Annotated in this window: 13 protein-coding genes and 2 pseudogenes; 9 read left to right on the plus strand and 6 right to left on the minus strand. The window is 58.2% G+C overall.

The window, feature by feature from the left end; genetic code table 11:
- Positions 1–62 precede the first annotated feature (62 nt).
- Positions 63–272, minus strand: coding sequence for a hypothetical protein (locus ACVMIH_RS38820; protein ID WP_456865827.1), 210 nt, complete (start codon positions 270–272; stop codon positions 63–65).
- Positions 269–1,308: pseudogene (locus ACVMIH_RS38825) on the minus strand (IS481 family transposase). The gene ACVMIH_RS38820 and the pseudogene ACVMIH_RS38825 overlap by 4 nt, the downstream one beginning before the upstream one ends.
- Positions 1,309–1,646: 338 nt before the next feature.
- Here ACVMIH_RS38825 and ACVMIH_RS38830 point away from each other — a divergent pair.
- From ACVMIH_RS38830 to ACVMIH_RS38845, 4 genes are all read left to right on the plus strand, one after another.
- A complete protein-coding gene (locus ACVMIH_RS38830) occupies positions 1,647–1,811 on the plus strand; it encodes a PIN domain-containing protein (protein WP_143271014.1) in 165 nt (54 codons plus the stop codon).
- Positions 1,812–2,442: 631 nt separating this feature from the next.
- Positions 2,443–3,279: an SDR family NAD(P)-dependent oxidoreductase gene (locus ACVMIH_RS38835; protein WP_375166498.1), complete on the plus strand. Its 837-nt coding sequence runs from the start codon at positions 2,443–2,445 to the stop codon at positions 3,277–3,279.
- Positions 3,280–3,456: 177 nt separating this feature from the next.
- Entirely contained in the window at positions 3,457–5,283 is a 1,827-nt protein-coding gene (gene nifA / locus ACVMIH_RS38840) for a nif-specific transcriptional activator NifA (protein ID WP_456865830.1), read from the plus strand.
- A 218-nt stretch (positions 5,284–5,501) separates the two neighbouring features.
- On the plus strand, positions 5,502–6,344 hold the full coding sequence (locus ACVMIH_RS38845; protein WP_456827082.1) for an electron transfer flavoprotein subunit beta/FixA family protein: 843 nt from the start codon (positions 5,502–5,504) through the stop codon (positions 6,342–6,344).
- A gap of 93 nt (positions 6,345–6,437) precedes the next feature.
- Here ACVMIH_RS38845 and tcuC read toward each other — a convergent pair.
- Positions 6,438–7,791, minus strand: a pseudogene (gene tcuC, locus ACVMIH_RS38850) (tricarballylate/proton symporter TcuC).
- 1,089 nt (positions 7,792–8,880) lie between these two features.
- On the opposite strand from tcuC, the gene ACVMIH_RS38855 reads away from it, so the two are divergent.
- The 5 genes from ACVMIH_RS38855 (at position 8,881) to ACVMIH_RS38875 (ending at position 14,910) form a co-directional block, all read left to right on the plus strand.
- Positions 8,881–10,104, plus strand: a complete 1,224-nt coding sequence (locus tag ACVMIH_RS38855; RefSeq protein WP_456865832.1) for a GFA family protein — start codon at positions 8,881–8,883, stop codon at positions 10,102–10,104.
- Positions 10,105–10,109: 5 nt separating this feature from the next.
- On the plus strand, positions 10,110–10,796 hold the full coding sequence (locus ACVMIH_RS38860) for a 2OG-Fe(II) oxygenase (RefSeq protein WP_456827084.1): 687 nt from the start codon (positions 10,110–10,112) through the stop codon (positions 10,794–10,796).
- An 857-nt stretch (positions 10,797–11,653) separates the two neighbouring features.
- Positions 11,654–13,456: a hypothetical protein gene (locus ACVMIH_RS38865; RefSeq protein ID WP_456865834.1), complete on the plus strand. Its 1,803-nt coding sequence runs from the start codon at positions 11,654–11,656 to the stop codon at positions 13,454–13,456.
- 143 nt (positions 13,457–13,599) lie between these two features.
- Positions 13,600–14,343 (plus strand): hypothetical protein, encoded by a 744-nt coding sequence (locus ACVMIH_RS38870; protein ID WP_456865837.1) that lies wholly within the window; start codon positions 13,600–13,602, stop codon positions 14,341–14,343.
- Positions 14,344–14,511: 168 nt separating this feature from the next.
- Positions 14,512–14,910: a hypothetical protein gene (locus ACVMIH_RS38875; protein WP_456865839.1), complete on the plus strand. Its 399-nt coding sequence runs from the start codon at positions 14,512–14,514 to the stop codon at positions 14,908–14,910.
- Positions 14,911–15,110: 200 nt separating this feature from the next.
- On the opposite strand, the gene ACVMIH_RS38880 is transcribed toward ACVMIH_RS38875, so the two are convergent.
- From ACVMIH_RS38880 to ACVMIH_RS38890, 3 genes are all read right to left on the minus strand, one after another.
- Positions 15,111–16,409 carry a preATP grasp domain-containing protein gene (locus ACVMIH_RS38880; protein ID WP_456865841.1) on the minus strand — a complete coding sequence of 433 codons (1,299 nt, stop codon included), beginning with the start codon at positions 16,407–16,409 and terminating at the stop codon, positions 15,111–15,113.
- Between the two features lie 185 nt (positions 16,410–16,594).
- Positions 16,595–18,130 carry a class I adenylate-forming enzyme family protein gene (locus ACVMIH_RS38885; RefSeq protein WP_456865843.1) on the minus strand — a complete coding sequence of 512 codons (1,536 nt, stop codon included), beginning with the start codon at positions 18,128–18,130 and terminating at the stop codon, positions 16,595–16,597.
- Between the two features lie 129 nt (positions 18,131–18,259).
- On the minus strand, positions 18,260–18,535 hold the full coding sequence (locus ACVMIH_RS38890; RefSeq protein ID WP_456724742.1) for a hypothetical protein: 276 nt from the start codon (positions 18,533–18,535) through the stop codon (positions 18,260–18,262).
- Positions 18,536–18,589 lie beyond the last annotated feature (54 nt).

The following is an 18,589-nucleotide window of genomic DNA, read 5'->3' on the forward strand; positions in this document are numbered from 1 at the left end:
CGCAGTGCTGGATCTGTGCTCGATTTTCCGTCCACACCGCACGATTTGTGGTGTCAAACATTTCAAATCGGGGCTTTGTACCGGAAGCCCTGGCCGATGCCGGCTTCGTGGACGGCGCCGCGGATTTGCCAGGTGACGATATCGCGGCCGATTACGCTCTGCTGCACGAGCAGTTGCGGAGGCATGATCAGTATCTTGCGGCGCAGACGCGGCTCGTCGGGCCCACGCAAAGTCATCTGCTCGCAGCGCGAATGAGCTTCAGGAAACCTCAACGGGGATTGTCCACGACCAGAATGGCAACGACGCAGCAAGCGTTTGTTTCTGTCATTGAACGACAACGGTCTAGTGTGTTTAGTCCCGGCATTTGCTGGAGCGGATTGAATTTGAATCGTTCTGGCTGGGAAGTCCAGCATTTGCAGATGTATTCATAGGGTTTGAGGCCCTTCAGGGTCTTCAGCCGCCGCGCGTAGTTGTAGGCTGTGATGAAGTCGGCAAGGTGAGCTCCCAGTTGATCGTGTCGATCGCAATGGTAGCGTTGGACGGTCGCGCTTCCTTGATGGTGCGGTTCATGCGCTCGACCTGGCCATTGGCCCAGGGATGCTTGATCTTGGTCTGCCGATGTTCGATCCCGTTCTCTTCGCATGCATATCGAACATATGCGTCACGTACCTTGCCGTTGGGCCGTCCGCATAGCGCGGGGGGAAGATGAACTAAATCCCATTGGCGGTGAGCACCGTGTGGATCCTGTGGGGGAAAGCCACGATCAGAGCTTCGAGGAAGGCCGAGGGCTGAGGTCATTCCGGTCTTCTTAACCAGTTGCACGAAGGCGAACTTACTGGTGCGATCGATTGCGACGTAGAGGTAGAGCTTGCCTTCGGCGGTCTGGAGCCAGTGATTCGATGTGGAAATAGCCGATCGGATAAGTCTTGACCTTTTTCTTCGAAGGCTTGCCACCTTCAACCTCCGGCAATCGGCTGACGCCGTGGCGCTGGAGACAGCGATGCAGGGATGACTGCGTCAGATGCCGGGATGGTCGGCTGCAGGGCATAGAGGCAATCGTCGAGGGGCAGCGGCGTATGCCGCCGGAAAGCGATGATGATCGCCTCCTCCTCGATGCAAAGGACTGTCGACTTGGCTTCCTTCGGGCCCTGTCGAACGATCGGCGACGGTCTCGCGCTGCTTCCACTTCGCGGCAGTCTTGTTGATCCCGTAGCGCCTGGCGAGTGCTCTCAGGCTCCCTTGACTATTTTGTATTGCTCGACGGACAGCCTCCGCCGTGGTGACGCAGCCGTATAAAACCCGTCCCATAGCGCATCCTTCGAATCGTGCGACAAGAATGCACCATCAAAGCCTGGGACTAAACACCCCTAGTACGCCGCGGAAGCGGGGGAAAAGTGCTGACCTGCGCTAACCAAAGCGGACGCCGTACAGTTCGAGATTCAAGGCCTTCAGACCGACCACGACCTCGTCACAGCGCTTGCGCGTAAGTGGAACGATTGGAAGCTTGGCATCGGCGACACCACTGTGACCGGCGTTTCCGGCGAGCCCGAAGTCCGTTGGCATCCCGATCGCGTTCCGTCGCTCGCCGGCCGTCGCCGCTGATCTGGACGTGACGGCGTCGCGAAGGAGGGCACAATGGCGACCCGATGAGCGTTGCTCTCGCCAATAACATCATCAGCAATGTTCTCAAGCGGCACCTGTCGGAACCGCTCCCGGCTTGGATGGGGGCGCAGCTTGAAAACCATTTGTTCATCACCTCGCTCACATTTACCGAAATTCGTCGCGCCTTGCTGGGGCCGACCATCGTTTAGACCCTGAGGCCCCAAATTTAATTCGCGGGCCGCATTGTACCGTTCGGCTAAAAAAATGGGCTTCATCCGGGCGAGACCGTCGACGGAACGCAGACGCTGCAAGCGAAGGAGGTCTCGGGCCAAGACCCACTCAGTCGGTTCGTCTTTGGTGGTTCGCTGCAGGGATCTTCTGGAGGTGTTCTAAAGTAGCCAGGATGCGTGCTTGTTCACAGACAGCCCAAAGGAGGGGCATTGGCGGTGAGCGACAGGTCAGAGTCACGCTCAGGAAAATCGGACGTGCGATGATGATTGCGTCAGCTTTGGATCGCTCGAGGTACGGCGACGGACCTGGCTCCGTGGACCGATCGTTGCGCTGCGCAAAACTCCGCCCGCGGTGGGCGCCTTCGATTGTGCGTTCAGGATTCTGCGTACGCCTCGGGACCTGTCTTGCTCGCGACACAGATGAGGGCGGACTCCTGACATTTCGTCGGTGACGCGCCACTATTGTCGCAAAGACAACCCGACGTCTCGCGAGCCCAGACTGTTCCAGGTGCGCGACACCAGGCCGCAAAGCCGGAGCCGCGTTGCCTCGGTCATGGTGGCCCAATTCCTGCTTGGAGTGCGCGAGCACGCAACAGGAGAGGAGGTGGGCGTGGGTCTCGATCTGCCAAATGACGATCTGATCCCAGCCGCACCATCGGCGATGCACTCGACTTGTCCTTTTCATGTCGATAAAGCTGGCGTGCATCGAGGAGAACGGAAGGCGATGCTGCTAACCGGAGCGTCGCGCGGAATTGGTCACGCTACCGCCAAGCTGTTTTCAGAAGCTGGCTGGCGTATCATTTCTTGTGCGCGCCGGCCGTTTGACGGCGAGCGCTGCCCGTGGGAATCAGGGAATGAGGATCATGTCCAGATCGACCTAAGCGACCATCGAATGCTGCCGCGCGCGGTGAGCGAAGTGAAGAAACGCCTAAGCGGCGGAGTTTTGCATGCGCTGGTGAATAATGCCGGGATTTCGCCCAAAACACCTAATGGGGACCGGCTAACGTCCTTGACGACATCCACCGAGACATGGATGAGGGTCTTCCACCTCAATCTCGTGGCTCCGATCCTGCTGGCGCAGGGCTTATTTGACGAGCTGAGAGCTGGGTCAGGATCGATCGTCAATGTGACTTCGATAGCCGGATCGAAGGTGCATCCGTTTGCTGGAAGTGCCTATGCGACATCGAAGGCGGCGCTTGCAAGTCTCACACGCGAAATGGCGCATGATTATGCGCCGCACGGCATTCGTGTAAATGCGATCGCTCCCGGCGAAATCGGGACAGACATGTTGTCGCCCGACACCGAAGCGCGTCTTGTGCCAACCATCCCGCTGCGCAGAGTGGGAACGCCCGACGAGGTGGCCAAGGTCATCTTCTTCCTGTGCTCAGATGCTGCGAGCTACGTCACGGGAGCCGAGCTGCCGATCAACGGTGGGCAACATCTGTGATCGGCCTCGCCTGACAACGCAGCTGACGTGAGCTGCAGCAGTGGAACGTGCGTTCTACGCTGGCGTCGGTCACCCATTCCGCAAAACAAAACGCACTGAAAGTTTATCGTCGTGCCACGAAAAGCTGTTACGCTTCTATGTCATCTCGTCACCGCTTGGCGCTAAATCGAGAATGACATGCAGAACGAAGCTCGCAAACCAGAAGAAAACGCCAGGGAGGATGATCAAAACATCGGAGACCGTCCCATGCTGCATATCGCTTCCGCACGCGAAAGACCTGCCTCACAAGTGGAGCCGGAACGTGAGCTCTCCGTCGAGCCGCTGCGCGAGAGCGCACTGACCGGCATTTTCGAAATATCGAAGATACTGAACGCTCCTTGCCGCCTTGAAGTCACATTGGCCAACGTCCTCGATCTTCTGCAGTCATTTGTGCAGATGCGACACGGCATCGTCTCACTGTTCGACGATGACGGGACGCCAGACATCACCGTGGGCGCCGGTTGGAGCGAAGGCAGCGACGAACGCTACCGGATGCGCTTGCCCCGGATGGCGATCGACCAAATCGTCGCGGCGGACCGGCCTCTCGTCGCCGAAAATGTGGCAGCCGAGCCGGCATTCAGCGCTGCCGATCTCGAAGTGCTGGGCGCCTCGGATAGTACGCCCGTGTCGTTCATCGGAGTTCCAATTCGCATCGACCCCAAGGTCGTGGGTACGCTGACAATTGACCGTATCCGGGACGACAGGTCGAGCCTGCGGCTCGATCACGATACACGGCTGCTCGCCATGATCGCTAACCTGGTGGGACAGACAGTGAAGCTGCATCGCTTGTTCGCTTGCGATCGCGAACGGCTGATGGTGGAGAAGGACCGGCTACAAAAGCAATTGTTTGAGCTGAGGCAACCTGCACGGGATCGTAAGAAGGTCCACGTCCATGGCATCATTGGCGACAGCCCGGCGCTCCGTGGGCTTCTCGAGAAGATCGCGATCGTAGCCAAATCGAACAGCACGGTTCTACTGCGCGGTGAATCCGGGACCGGAAAGGAGCTGGTAGCCAAAGCTATTCACGAGTCGTCATCTCGCGCCAAGCGGCCCTTCGTCAAACTGAATTGCGCGGCGCTGCCCGAGACGGTGCTGGAGTCCGAATTGTTTGGCCATGAAAAAGGTGCCTTCACCGGCGCGTTCAGCTCGCGCAAGGGGCGCTTCGAGCTTGCTGACAAAGGGACACTATTTCTTGACGAGATCGGCGAGATTTCGGCGCCGTTCCAGGCGAAGTTGCTGCGAGTTCTGCAGGAGCAAGAGTTCGAGCGCGTCGGCAGCAACCAGACGATCAAGGTCGATGTTCGTGTCATAGCAGCGACCAACAGGAATTTGGAAGAGGCCGTGGCAAAGAGCGAGTTTCGTGCTGACCTTTACTATCGGATCAGCGTCGTTCCCTTGCTCCTGCCACCGCTGCGCGAGCGGCGCAGTGATATTCCGCTGCTGGCCAGCGAGTTTCTCAGGAACTTCAACAACGAGAACGGGCGTACGCTGACCTTGGAGGCGAGCGCGATTGATGTGCTCATGAACTGCGGATTTCCCGGAAATGTCCGAGAGCTCGAAAACTGCATTCAGCGCACGGCGACACTGTCCGCTGGGCCAGCGATCGTGAGAAATGATTTCGCTTGTTGCCACGGCCAATGTCTTTCCGCGATGCTGTGGAAAAGTACATCGGAGCAGATGATCATGCCACCGGTGCCGAGCACGCCGGTGCTGGCTAAGTCGATCGTTCCGCTATCGGAAGCGACCGCGCCGGCTCCGCCAGGCGGCAGCGAGTTGGCTTCGCTGGCTGCCCCTCCCGGCACTGTCCTCGTAAGCGGCGCGAAGATCGCCGATCGCGAGCGAGTCATTGCGGCGATGGAGAAATCTGGATGGGTGCAGGCAAAAGCAGCGCGCTTGCTGGGGCTAACGCCGCGTCAGATTGGTTACGCGTTGAGGAAATACGGAATCGAGATCAAGCGGTTTTGAACGCAAGGATCTTGGCGTCATTTACCTAACGTGCCCGGCGGCGGCACGGGGATGTCGCGGCCTGGACGCATGTCGGTATTCGTCCCTCGAAAACCGGGCCAGGTCGCCCGATCGGTTTGGTCCAGGCCTTTGAAATAGCGAGCAAAGTCCAAGGAGAGTCGTGATGGTACGAGACTTGCTGTCCTCTTCGCAGCTGTCGCAACTTTTGGAGCAACTCCGTGCACAATGTCGTCTGCATCAAACAGGTTCCTGACTCTGCGCAGATCCGCGTGCACCCCGTTACCAATACAATCATGCGTCAGGGCGTGCCGACAATCATCAACCCATACGACCTCTTTGCGCTTGAGGCCGCGCTGGAACTGCGCGATCGGTTCGGCGGCGAAATAACCGTGCTTACAATGGGCCCGCCGTCGGCGGAAGACTCTTTGAGGAAGGCGCTGACCTATGGCGCCGATCGCGCCGTACTGCTCACCGATCGATGCTTTGCGGGCTCCGACACCCTTGCCACGACGTATGCACTGGCAACAGCCATCCGGAAGATTGGTAAGGAATATGGCCCGGTAAACCTCATCTTCACGGGCAAGCAGACCATCGACGGCGATACCGCCCAGGTTGGGCCCGGCATCGCAAAACGGCTGGGCGTGCTGCAGCTTACCTACGTCGCCAAGGTCAGATCCCTGGATCTCGCCGCACACACAATCGAAGCGGAACGACGTTCCGAAGGTGGTGTCCAGGTGCTGCACACTCGGCTTCCCTGTCTCGTCACCATGCTGGAGGCGACAAACCAGATTCGGCGCGGCGCGATGGCAGATGCTTTACGTGCCGCACGGGCGCCGATCGTGAGATGGAGCGCGCACGACGCCGGCGTCGAGGACATCTCCAAATGCGGTCTCAAGGGCTCGCCGACCGTCGTCAAGCGAGTGTTCGCGCCATCTGCACGCGCTGAGAAGGCGGCCTTGGTTGAGGCCACAGAGCAACCGGCGCAGGCGCTGATAGACGCCATTTTCAAGCATCAACCGAAACTCGAAGTCGATCTTGCGGCATCAGCCCGTGATGCTTGATCTGGTAAGAAGGCCAGCCAGACCATAACCAAGGGGAGCCTCGACGTGGCGAGGACGACGAGGCGAAACTCGTCTGCATCCAAAAGCATCATGCTAGGGCGATGCCGTCTGCACGCTCAAAGTGCTGTCATTTGGTTCAGGGTGTGAACGGTCGGCGATACTCGACGGTTTGGCGGTACCCCGATAGATCGTCAGTGCGGCGATGATGCCGAGCGCGGCTGAAAACATCAGCCAATACCCCGGTGAAGCCTTGTCGTTGGTTTGCTCAATGAGCCAGGTCGAGGCCAATGGTGTAAAGGTGCCAAACAAGGCGGCCGCGAGTGCGAAGGCCAGAGAAAAGCAAGTTGTGCGCACATGCGCGGGCACGATCTCAACGAGCGCGCCTAACATAGTTCCGCTGTAGGTGCCAAAATAGAACGAGAACATCATCGCGACCGCCAACATCTTGCCGAAGGTGGGAGCGCTTACCAGCCAGTGCAAAGCTGGATACGCTGTCATCAATGCAAGGCCGGCAATGGCGAGCAGAACTGGCTTTCGGCCGATACGGTCGGAGACGGCGCCGCCAATTGGATTCCAGATGAAATTGGTCATGGCGACCAGGAGCGTCACCAGGAGAGCGTCCTGAGCGGACAGCTTCAAGACTGTCTTGCCGAAAGTGGGCGTGTAAACGGTGACGAAATAGAAGGTGGTTGTGCTCAGGATCGCCATCATCATTCCGAGAACGACTATGCGCCAGCCGACCAGCGCCGAGGCAAAGATCTCGCGGGCTTTCGGATGCTTCTTCATCGCCAGAAATTCCGGCGTTTCCTCCAGTGTTCGACGAAGAAGGAAGATAAGCGGGATGATAAGGCAGCCGAGAAAAAACGGAATGCGCCACCCCCAGGAGGCGACGGTTTCGGCCGGTATCGCATCGTTCAGCAGGTAGCCCACGCTCGCCGCGACAAAGATTGCGACCTGCTGGCTGGACGATTGAAAGGATGTATAGAAGCCGCGATTGCCTGCGGTTGCGATCTCCGCCAGGTAGACTGAAACGCCGCCGACCTCGACGCCGGCGGGAAAAACCCTGGAGCAGCCGTCCGGCCAAAACGATAATCGGGGCAGCAATGCCAATGGTCGCGTAACTAGGACAGAAGGCGATGATGACAGTGCCGATCGCCATGATCGATAGCGTGATGATCAGGCCTTTTCGACGGCCGATCTGGTCGATATAGGCGCCGAGGACGATTGCGCCTACTGGACGCATTAAGGCGCCCAGCCAGAACACGCCGAAGGTGTTGAGCAGCGAGGCTGTTTCACTTTCGGATGGGAAGAAGGCTCGTCCGATAGCGCTGGCGTAAAAGCCAAATAGGAAAAAGTCGAATTGCTCGAGGAAATTGCCGCTCGTTGCACGCAGGATCGCATTGACGCGCGATTTAACCGTCCCGTGCTGAATAAGCGTTTGTGACACGCGAGTTTCCTTCCCGTCAAAAATGGCCGGTTCGGAAAACCTCACGCCAGCCCAAATTGCATCAGGCCGTGACTTTGTCATCGGTGACATTACCGGCCGCGCGGAAAGCGCCTGATCTTTTCGGCGTATTTTCGGCGATAATTAGATTGGTGCACATATTTCGCCGCCGGTTCGCGGAGCACCAGCAGATCTCAACGTCAATTGCCGCAAGCTAACTTCATTTCAGACCAAAATTGACAAGTACATGAGGTATTTCGTTTGCCGGCTCACGGCAGCTATGAGGCTTGTTGGGGCGATCTCGGCGGTCAAGGACACATGTCCCTCGCGGGAAAGAGGCTGGCACTTATTCGCTGCTCGATTCCCGACAGCCATGCAAACCGTGTCAGACTCAAGACACCTGCCCTGACGAGCCGGTATGAACGTTTTCCCAAACTATTCCGAAACTTATGGCGTGAGACCAGGTTTGGCACGGCGATTGCTGAAAACGTGCAAGACAACGGGAGCGGACGAGTGCAGGCGGAACGGATAAGAACCAGCGGCGGTGTTTTCTCAGATGCTCGTGGCGGCCGAACCGCCGACATCTCGTGCAGATCGCGGCCGAAGCTCTCAAGAGCGCGGTAGGTGCGCCTCCTTCCGGCAGCGCTGTCCCGAGCGCGTAGCCAGCCAGAAATAGCAATGTGCAGAAACCGCGAGGATTCGATGCATCTTACGACCGACGTCAAGCGAGGCACGAACGTGCAAACAGACGCCCCTTCCTGTCACGCAAAATCCCGATGCGTTTGCGCGGGCCAATAACTCACCATGATTCTGCGCGTGATGCCTGGAGGCGCCAACCATGCGTGGAATTGGACTGATCTGGATCGTAATCCGACAGGTTATCGCCGCTTCAATCAGTGGGCGTGCTCCATGTGTGCACAGGATTGGGCTCAAGACGTCCGGCTAAAGGTGGCCGCGATGACACAAAGAGTAGAGTTCGCCTGGAGGGCGACTGCGATCATAAGCGCCATCCCGCCAACGAGCTCTTCTGTCTCGACTGGCCAATAGTTGGTCACGACGAGAATTCGTCTCTTCAAGGCTTGTTCCTCCCTCATGGCTATCGTCCAAATGACGTCTTCTCAAGCTTCTCGATTTTCGCCGGATCAGCCTGCGCAGATATTCTGCGCGCATTTGACCGAGCGCGCGCGAGCTTTGTTTGGCGCACATCCCTTTGCTGAGGAGCTGTCCGAAGAGCAGTTTGCTAGCCTGCTGCCTGAATACCTGGCGATGTCGCAGGCGTTTCCATACCTGCAGGCAGGATCGCAAAAGGATCTCATATTCGATGCAATGCATCATAATCGGGATCTTTCCAGGGATATTGAGCTGACCAGCGTCGTCGCAAACTTCATTTGCTGGGATGAGACCGGCGGCTATGGCCGAATTCTCCAGGGTGGCAAGGCGGCGCTACCCGACATTCTGCTGACCGAAAAGTTTCACTCAAACCTGTTTAGAAGGGATGCATCGCGACTGCTCGGCAGAGCAATACGTCCCAACTATAGCACGACGACGAACCGGTACCTGCATTCTCTCTATGACGGATTATCAGCAAAAGACCCCGTGGTGCGTTGTGCCTACATGGTCGCCTTTGAGCTGCACGCCGCCGAGATGATCCAGGCGCTGTGGACCACCACGGTCAAAACCTTTGATGCGAGGCCCGACGATCTTGAGTACTTCCGCAGCCACGTCGGTGGAAACGATCCAGCCGAGCAGTATCATGGAGAAATGACAGGCCGCCTCATTGGCGAACTTGTCCCGGCTGATCGCAATGGTGTCTTTCTGGACGAGTTCGATCGTGCCTATCGACTGAACTTGCAGTGGTGCCACGATCTGCTCCGAATTGTCTCACTTGAGCAAAATGACCGAGCTGAAATCGAACACCGTGGCCATTGTCACTGTGGTTCTGTCAAATTCCGCGTCCGGGCGCCGCGGCAGCTCTCGGCAGTTCGATGCAATTGCTCGATCTGTCAGATGTCTGGATTTATGCACTTGCTGGTACCTGGCGATAGGCTCACGGTTGAATGTGGCGAAGAGTTCCTCACCACTTACAAGTTCAACAAGAACATCGCCCGGCATACGTTTTGTCGGGTTTGCGGCGTCAAGCCATTCTATCGGCCGCGGTCGAACCCCTCCGGATTCAGCATCAATGTTCGATGCCTGGATAAAAGAACGATCGAAGGCATCAGAATAGACGAGTTCGATGGCGAGCATTGGGAACAAGCATTCCGCTCGATGCAAACAGGACCGAGGCTCTGCATTGAAGAACAAACCCCGGAGTGAACCCAATGGCGCGTTCTGCAAATGACAAAAAGGGCCTACTTTCAGAAGAGGCTCTGACGAAATTCCGCGTAGAGCTGCTGGTGAAGGGTACGATCATAATCGGCCCCCAGACGTTATTCACACAAGATGAACTGGTGAGGATCAATCAGCTGCAGGCTGATATTCCCGAAGAAGAGGTGCGGTTGGGAGATGCTGGCGACTCGCACAACGTCTTTGTCAAACGCGTGAGGGTGGACCCGCCCGGCCGCAATCCCAGCAATGTGGATGGCGCGGCGGCGGGGCAAATCATCGATCTGCTTGAAAGGAAGGACCGCGGCTTCGCATTAAAAACGATCTTGGGAGCATCGTCGGAATATGTGATTCGTAGATGTCAGTTGCATCGTATGCCTCCTGGTTCGTTTGTTGGTATCCATCTGGATGCCGAGAGCGATCCAGACTTTGAGTACTCCGTAATTGTGCAGCTCGCGCAAGATTTTGAGGGTGGCGAATTCGTCGTATATCCGAGCGCGTACGAACAGCAGGTGTTTCGACCACCGTTTGGTGCGGTGCTTGTCACAACATGTAGGCTGCGCCATGAGGTGAAGCCTGTATCCGCCGGGGAGCGCCGGTCGCTGGTCTACTTCTGTTCGAAGCGCAGCGGCACAAACCGGCGCGTCATCGAAAGCTCTACCAGCGGCCATGAAGCAAGTTAGCTCGAATACTTGTGAATAAGTTTAGTAGCAAAAGAGCTTTCAGGCAGTGAGATCATCAGATCACACTCATCTTGCAGAAAATCTGTCCTGCGAGGTGGTCCATCGCTACGACACGCGCTGTCAGCTCGGATCCGTTGAGGGTCATCGAGAGCCATTCGGCAGGGAATGACGTAGTCACCGGTCAGGATCCGTGCAGCGAGTTCGTGCGCACAAAGGGGGCGTCGGCGGTTCCAGATTCCACCGGAGCGAGGTGCGCCAAGACGTTGGTCAAAGCGGAAATCAGGTGCTTCGCGCAGTAAACACGTTTTTGCTGGGTCCATTTGTTTGGAGGGCCAGCGCGGAGATGCGTTCGCTGGCGCCCATCGTCACCTGATCCGCTTGCTGGAATGAGCGTGGCGGCGGATGGTGGAATTCGGCGACCGAAATTGTGCTGGCTTAAGGGAGTCGGCGCAAACACCCGCGCGACAGGCTGCCTTTCGCCCAGGCTGCCAAAATGCTGATCGGAGCCATGGAAGCCACGATCGATAGAGTCGCGCAACCTGCCTCATAAGAATACTGGGGACAACATCGCGGCAGGACCTCGTCACTGTTTTCGAACGGGGGGCCGGCGCGTGCGCGATGGTGTTGTCGCGCCGCTCGTAGAAAGTTACGGGTCGTCAGGTTCTCGACAGCTATCCGACCTAGCAAAACAGCTGGATGCTGGGACCCCTTGGGACGGTGCATGCGAAACCAGAGTTTATTGCAAAGGGCAGACGAATAAAAGCGTTTAGCTGATGCTCTAATCGCACTCGCTCGATTGCGCGATTGTCGCATGCTGTAGCCGAGGCTCGATATTTCACCGTTGAAAGTGACAGCGTATGAACTTTCCTTCTCCTGGTCGCGCGCTTCAGCAGTCGGGTAGCGCGGGCGCGCAAGACAGCTCCTCGATCTCCCCCTCGGCGAATGCGGCGGCGTTCGAACAACAGCTGAGAGAGATCACCAATGCGGGTAGTGGCGTGCCGGAGCAGACCGCCGCCCAGCGGGTCGGCGCATCGCGACACGAGGGGCTGCCCCTCACGGAGACCGATGAGCATGAATATTCGACGCCATCGCATGGCGGAAGCTCCCGGGCGATGCTGGTGCCCTCCGTGCAGCAGCCGAGCCAGGCAGTGTGGGCTTTCGCAGGCCGTAGCAGTGAGCCCCTCTATTCTGAAGATGTGCATCTCGTAGAGGGCCTGAGAGAGGCACTCATCAAGCGCAGATTCAAGGTGCGTACGGCAAGGGGGCACGTCGATTCGCTTCTCAGATTTGGACGCTGGCTCGTCAAACACAGCAAGCAGGGAATTGCCGGGCGTCTTCACGACAATACGCTGAACAGCGATGCAGTGGCTTTCAAAGAGAGTGGCGAGCGGGGCATCCTTACTGCGCTCGGCCATCTGCGGACCTCTCAGGCGGCGGGCGGAGTTGCGCCGGTCGCAGGCCAACCTGACCTAAAGGCCTATCCGGACGACGCAGCACTCATCAAGCAGTACGAGGAAGACGCGACGGCCGCCGGCTCATCAAAGATTGCCAGGATCTATGCAGGTGTTATGACCGATTTCAGTCACTACCTGCGCGAAAACAACAGGCAGAGCATTATCGCTCGCCTTGACGAGGATGGGCTGGATAAGGATGAGTCGCTCTTCGAAGATATGGATCTCTATAGGCAGTCCGGTGGCTCCAGGGCGATCCGTGCCGCGCTAAAGCATTTGCGGACAGGTGCGAGAAAACCTGCATCTCTGCATGCTGAGGATGCGCCACTCATTTCCGGGCTTGAGAACTCACTCATCCAGGCGAAGTTCGAGAAGATCACCGCCCAAACCAATGTACGGATTCTCCGAAGATTCAGCCGATGGCTTGTTGCAAACCAAAAGCTGGCCATTGCTGCCAGGCTTTACGATAAGTCGCTGGATGAGGATGCAGCAGCTTTTGACAAGAGCGGCAAACGGCGCGCTCTCACGGCACTGGGACATCTGCGGGCCTCACGGTCGGCAGACGGAATTGCGCCCAATGCAAGTCGCGCCAAAACGGTCGTGAAACTCTTCCATCCCGAAGACGCGCAGCTTGTTTCGGCGCTCGAGAAGGCACTCGTCGCAGCCAGGTACGAAGAGGCAAGCGCCCAGGCGATCGCCCGTCATATTCGCAAATTGAGCCAGTGGCTGTTAGCAAATAACAAACCGGCGATTGCCGCCCGGACCGGAGAGGAGTCGCTCGATAAAGACGCCGCGTCATTTAAGGCGAATGGGGGCGAGCAGCAGATCACGGCGTCACTGGCTCATCTGCGGGCCTCTCAGTCGGCTGCCGGGATTGCGCCGAGGAAGCCCCGTGCTGAGCTCAGCCCTTATCCCGAAGATACGGACCTGATCAAAGACTACAAAGCCGCAGAATCCCGGCCGACTGCCAGAAACTATGCACCTTTCCTTATCGGTTTCAGCAGTTACTTGCGCCAAAACCACAAGCAGAGCATTGCCGCCCGACTATCCGACGAGTCGCTGGATGAGGATGTCGAGACCTACAAGAGGTCCGGCGGTCATGCAAAGACCAGTGCCGCACTGGCACATCTGGCCAAATCGGCCGCAGGTGTTCGCGCCATGGAACTCAGGCGCGCGGCTGATAAGCTGCGCCGGACAATGCACCACTAGGAGCCGCCAATTCGCCTGTGGATGTTGCCACGGAAGAGTACGACCATCTCTCGGCGGTACCGCCTGCAGCCAGCACCCTCTCGCCGCTCGCGCGGATTCCGCACCCTCACGAGGCTCCAGATCCCGGTGAGCACCTGGACCCCTTGAGCGAGAGCTACGAGAATGCGATTGCCGCAGACGGGCTGATCAATGCACCTGATTGGGGCGATTTCCTCTCCGCCGAGCATGTTCTTGGCGATGATGAGCACGAGGCGGCGGGCGCCGGACCGGCGAAGAGGCAAAGGATCGACAATGCTGCGCAAAACGGCGCGTTCGAGCGGCAGTCGAGCCAGATCAGCATTTCAGAAGCCGAAGCGTTGGCGCAGCCTCCAGCCAATCAGCCGGATGCTTCCGTCTCACAGGAACAGAGTGGACAAGGCTACGGGACGGCGCCGCAAGCTGCCTCGGGGGACGTTGTGGACGCCGCTTCGCAGCAAGGACCATCGCAGGGACCTGTCAGCTGGCCATTGCTTCTGCCGACGGCTTACGATCAGGATCAGCTTTGGGGGGCGTTGGAAGACCTTCCGGCGTGGTCCGGGTTAGCCAGCCCCGAGCGCGCGCCGGAGGCAGAGCAAGTAGCACGGCCGGCAACAGCTGGATCCACCTCGAGCTGGTCGCCGCCGACGTCGCCCGACTTTGATTGGAGCGTGCTGCCGGCAACGCCATCCTCTGTCGAGACTCGTTCGTCTGATGTCGAGCGGGGTGTCGAGGCCCTGATTGATTTGCTGTCTCAAGATTGCGTGATGATGGCCAGCTTGCGCCATCACGCACGCCAACTGATGCCGGGACCGAAGGCGTGGCTCCCACAACCTCGGTGGATGGGCACAGCGGACAGCGGCTTGGCCTAACCGAATGGTTGCACGACGAACATATCGCCGCCGATTACGCTGGTTGAAGAGGAGTTGTATTGGAACAATCCAGATCTTGCTCGCAAGACCCGATTCGAACAGCCGGCGCAAGTCCAGCTATTGCGCCTGGTTCCGAGTGAGAGCGACCGCCTGCAGATCCTGCTGTAGATGTTCGATGAGGATGATACAGATGTCGCCAACTTCCTGTTCGTCCCGGTAAATGATGCTGAAGTTGCGGGCGGCGGATCGCATTGGTCGCTGCTGCTGGTTGATTGGCGCATGCCGACAGCCGCGGTTGCCTATCACTATGACTCTGCCGGGCTTCGCAACAGTGCCGTTGCAGAACAACTCGCCGCGCGTCTCGGCTCTCGCTTTCAAGCGGCACGGATGGCCCAGCAGCAGAACGGTCATGAATGCGAAGTCTTCGTGATGGACGCGACGCGAGCACTGGTCGGACGATTGGCACAAGGAGAGCGGCCGGACCGTGAGCCGCTGCACCTCGAGCCCCTCATCGCCGATCGACCGGCACTTCGCGGTCGCCTCAGGACTGATCGCGGCTTGCGCTGACGGACTCCATCGGACCGCCGGTTTTCGCCCGGATTAGTCTCTCGGCTGAACAGCGCAGCCGGCAACGGATATCCGTATCAGGCGAGACGGACGCGGATTTCGGGTCACCTCCCAGGTGCCGTTCTCCAGCACGCTACCGGAAGCAGGGGCAAGTTCGAATGAATGAAGTGGCAGGATAGATGTGGTTACTGTGATTCGAATCAAACCAGTGTCAGGAGCCGTTGTTTCAGATCGCCGGCGGCGGCCCGGTCGTACGCAATCACGAGGCACTCCACCGTGCCAGCCTCCTCGTCAACGGCAAGCGGGATCACGCCCTGCTTGCGTGTGCCATCGAATAGAAAACCCTCCTTGGCGAAACGTTCATGTGCAGCCCGGAGCGAACTCGATCGAACGTTCCTCACGGATGAAATAACGTAGGAGCCGGAGTAGTCGAAGCCCAGGAGCCGGACGGCAATGCTGTGCAACACCGAGCCGCCACCCCAGCGGCCGTTCGCTTCATTGAATAGCAGCCGTCCGTCGTTCGCGAAAATGGCGTCAATATTAATTGGTCCGCGATATCCTAGATTGCGGACAAGGGATACGAATCGGTAGGCATGCGCCTGCGCAGTCAACCATTGCTCATTCCCCAGATCGCTTGGAAGCTCAAGCCCTGTCCAGATCAGAGCCCGTTCAGATCGATCGGTGCTCCGGCGTAGTCGAATATTCCCACTGTTGATGAAAGTGATTGAGCCATCACGCTCGATTTCATACTCGAGATAGAACGGAGTTCGCGCCAAGTGGTACGATTCGACCACCAACGTCTTGCATGACGCAGTTGTCATCTCAGACCAAAGTGCGTCCGGATCGAACGACGGCCAGGCAATCTGTCGGGTCTCTCTCGCCCCGGGTAGCGGACCGTCTTCATTGCTGCTCAGAATGACATTTCCGACCCCGCCGGCCCCATTATCCAGCTTCACAATGACCCTGCCGGTTTCGTGCCGGAGCGAGTTGACCGCTCGGAGCAGTTCGTTCGAATTCGTCGTTATGGAACCATTGGGCAACGGAAGTGCGACACTTGTCGCCAGTTGACGGAAGTGGCTCTTGCGGTTCAATAGATCAGGCCCACGCTGTAGAGCGAATTCGTCGCCAGTCTGCTGTATACCCAGCACGGACGCCAGCCGCGCCACGCCTTCGCTGGAGTAGCAGGGATACATGCTCCAGGATGATTTCTGACGAATATGCCTGTTGATCTGCTCAACCATGCTGTTGGACAGCAGTGCGTAATCGTTGAGGATCGGCGCTTCGTGGCCGCCTCCAGGTACAAGCAATGAAAGACTGGAGGCGTCGAAATTAAGCGTCGCGCCAACGTAGGAGAGCAGATCCGTCGGGATAGGTAGGGGGGACACTATCAGATCGCCCTCCTGAGCAAACCACGCCGAACGGTAAACCGAGTTGCCGGCGAGCGAAAGTTGAGCTGCTACCAGATCGGAGCCCGACATTTGCGCCGTGCCGGCATTCATGATTATGATCCGCGGCATCAATGACCTTTGCGCATTGGGATGTGATCAGAGCGAGAGACGGTCAACAATGGCGAAGTCGCTGCAGCACAGCCTGTAGATGCCCAGGCGGAAAAGCTCATTTTGCGCCGTCACGATGTCACCTGCGGGGTCGCTGAGAAGTACAGCTCGCGTGCAATCCGCCGAACTCAATTGCCATTTGCTTTGTAGCTTGATATCGCGCCAGCCTTCTTCAGCATGAAATGCTGGACCTTGCCCAACGCAGTTTTCGGTAGCTCTGGCGTGAAAATGATCTCGTGCGGTACCTTGAAACGAGCGAGCTGCGACCGGACATGCGCGATCAGCGCTTCTGCTTCGATCCGGGCGCCCGGTCGCCTGATTACATAGGCGACCGGTACTTCTTCCCAACGTGGATGCGGTCGACCGATGACGGCGCAATCTGCAACATCCGGATGACCAACAAGCACACGTTCAACTTCGGCCGGATAGATGTTCTCTCCACCGGAAATGATCAGGTTCTTCTTGCGGTCATGCACCCAAAAATACCCGTCGGCGTCGCGACTACCAATGTCGCCGGTGCGATACCAGCCGCCGTCCAGAGCCTTGCGGGTTGTCTCTTGATCCTCCCAGTATCCGCAGAAGACGTTGGGCCCACGTACTGCGATCTCGCCTGCGCCACCGGCCGGCAGCGTGTGCCCAGCATCATCTATGATCGCAGCTTCGCAACACAGACCTGCGAGGCCGCTCGATCCCTCGGGCACGAGACCCCCGCCGAGCTTAGTATACACAGCGATCGGGCTGGTCTCCGTCGAACCGTAAACCTGCAGGACCGGTACCCCGCGCGCGACAAAGAGCTCGACAAGATCGTGGGGCACCATAGTCGATCCGGTACAGATTGCCCTGAGCGCGGAGAGGTCGGTGCTATCCCATCGGGCATTCTCGGTCAGGGCGCGCATCATGGCTGGCACCAAAACTGCCAGCGTGGGTCGATCGCGCTCGAACGCGTCGAGAGTGGTCTCCGGTGTAAAGCGGCTGTGGATAGTAACCGTCGCGCCGTGATGCAAACTGGGCGTCGTCTGGATGTTTAGTCCACCGACGTGAAACAGTGGCAGGACAGTCAAGGCGTGATCGGCCGAGGTGAGGTCATGCATGTGCTGACTCATGACGCCGTTCCAGAGCAGCGCTTCCTGACGCAGTACGGCGCCTTTCGGTCGTCCTGTCGTACCCGAAGTGTAGACGATCAAAAGCGGGCAAGACAGGTCCGCACCCGGATTGCGTCCGTCACCACAGTCTGCGTCCAGAAGATCGTCCAGTTTGTTTCCGCCGATAGGTGCGAAGTCTAGCCCGACAACAGAAACAGAAGGCAGTTGCCTCGCGACAACAGGCAAGACTGCGTCGAAGGACTGCTCAACTAGCAACACCTTTGCTCCTGAGTCGGACAGAATGAACAGCTGCTCGGCGGGCGCGAGGCGCCAATTTAAAGGTAAGAGAATTGCGCCGAGCCGCGCGCACGCATACAGCAGCACGAGATAGTCTGGTCGGTTCAGGCTAAGGATCGCGATCCGGTCTCCTCGCTCTACCCCGAACTGGCTCTTGAGGGCGCAAGCCGCCCGCCCTATCCGGCGATTGAGGCTCGCGTAGCTTAGAGTCTGCCGCTCGAAACGGATGGCAGCTTTATCAGGAGCATACGCTGCGTTGCGTTCAACTAGTGTGCAGAGGTCCAACTAAATCTCCATATGATCCAGGTCCGCGCAACGGTTCGGACAGGCCTCGCAACGCGCTCGCGAGGCCCACCGCATGGTTCGGTGCCCGTTGCACAAGCGACAATCGCACCCTTCGGCAGGACAACGCAGCTATTGATTGTTGTCACGGTTGCGATCAACAGATATTGCCTGGCGAATCGCTGGCGACTGATTACTCATTCTGTTCGGCTCGGCGGCGGTCGTGTGCATCTGCCGGTAGTGGTAGGCGCACCATGACGACTGTTTCTTGCCCGGTCTTTGACAGACAGGCTCGCCGCACATATAGGCAGCTCTGGTATCTCCATCCTTGAAGCCGATGATGGCCCGGCATTGGCCTTCAGTATGGTCGATCAACAAGACCTTGTTGACGCCGTCAGGCTCTTTCAACTTGCTGCTCCAGGATACCAGGCAATCTCTTCGATGCCGTTCCGGTCACGCCGA

This window comes from Bradyrhizobium sp. USDA 4503 (assembly GCF_054055815.1).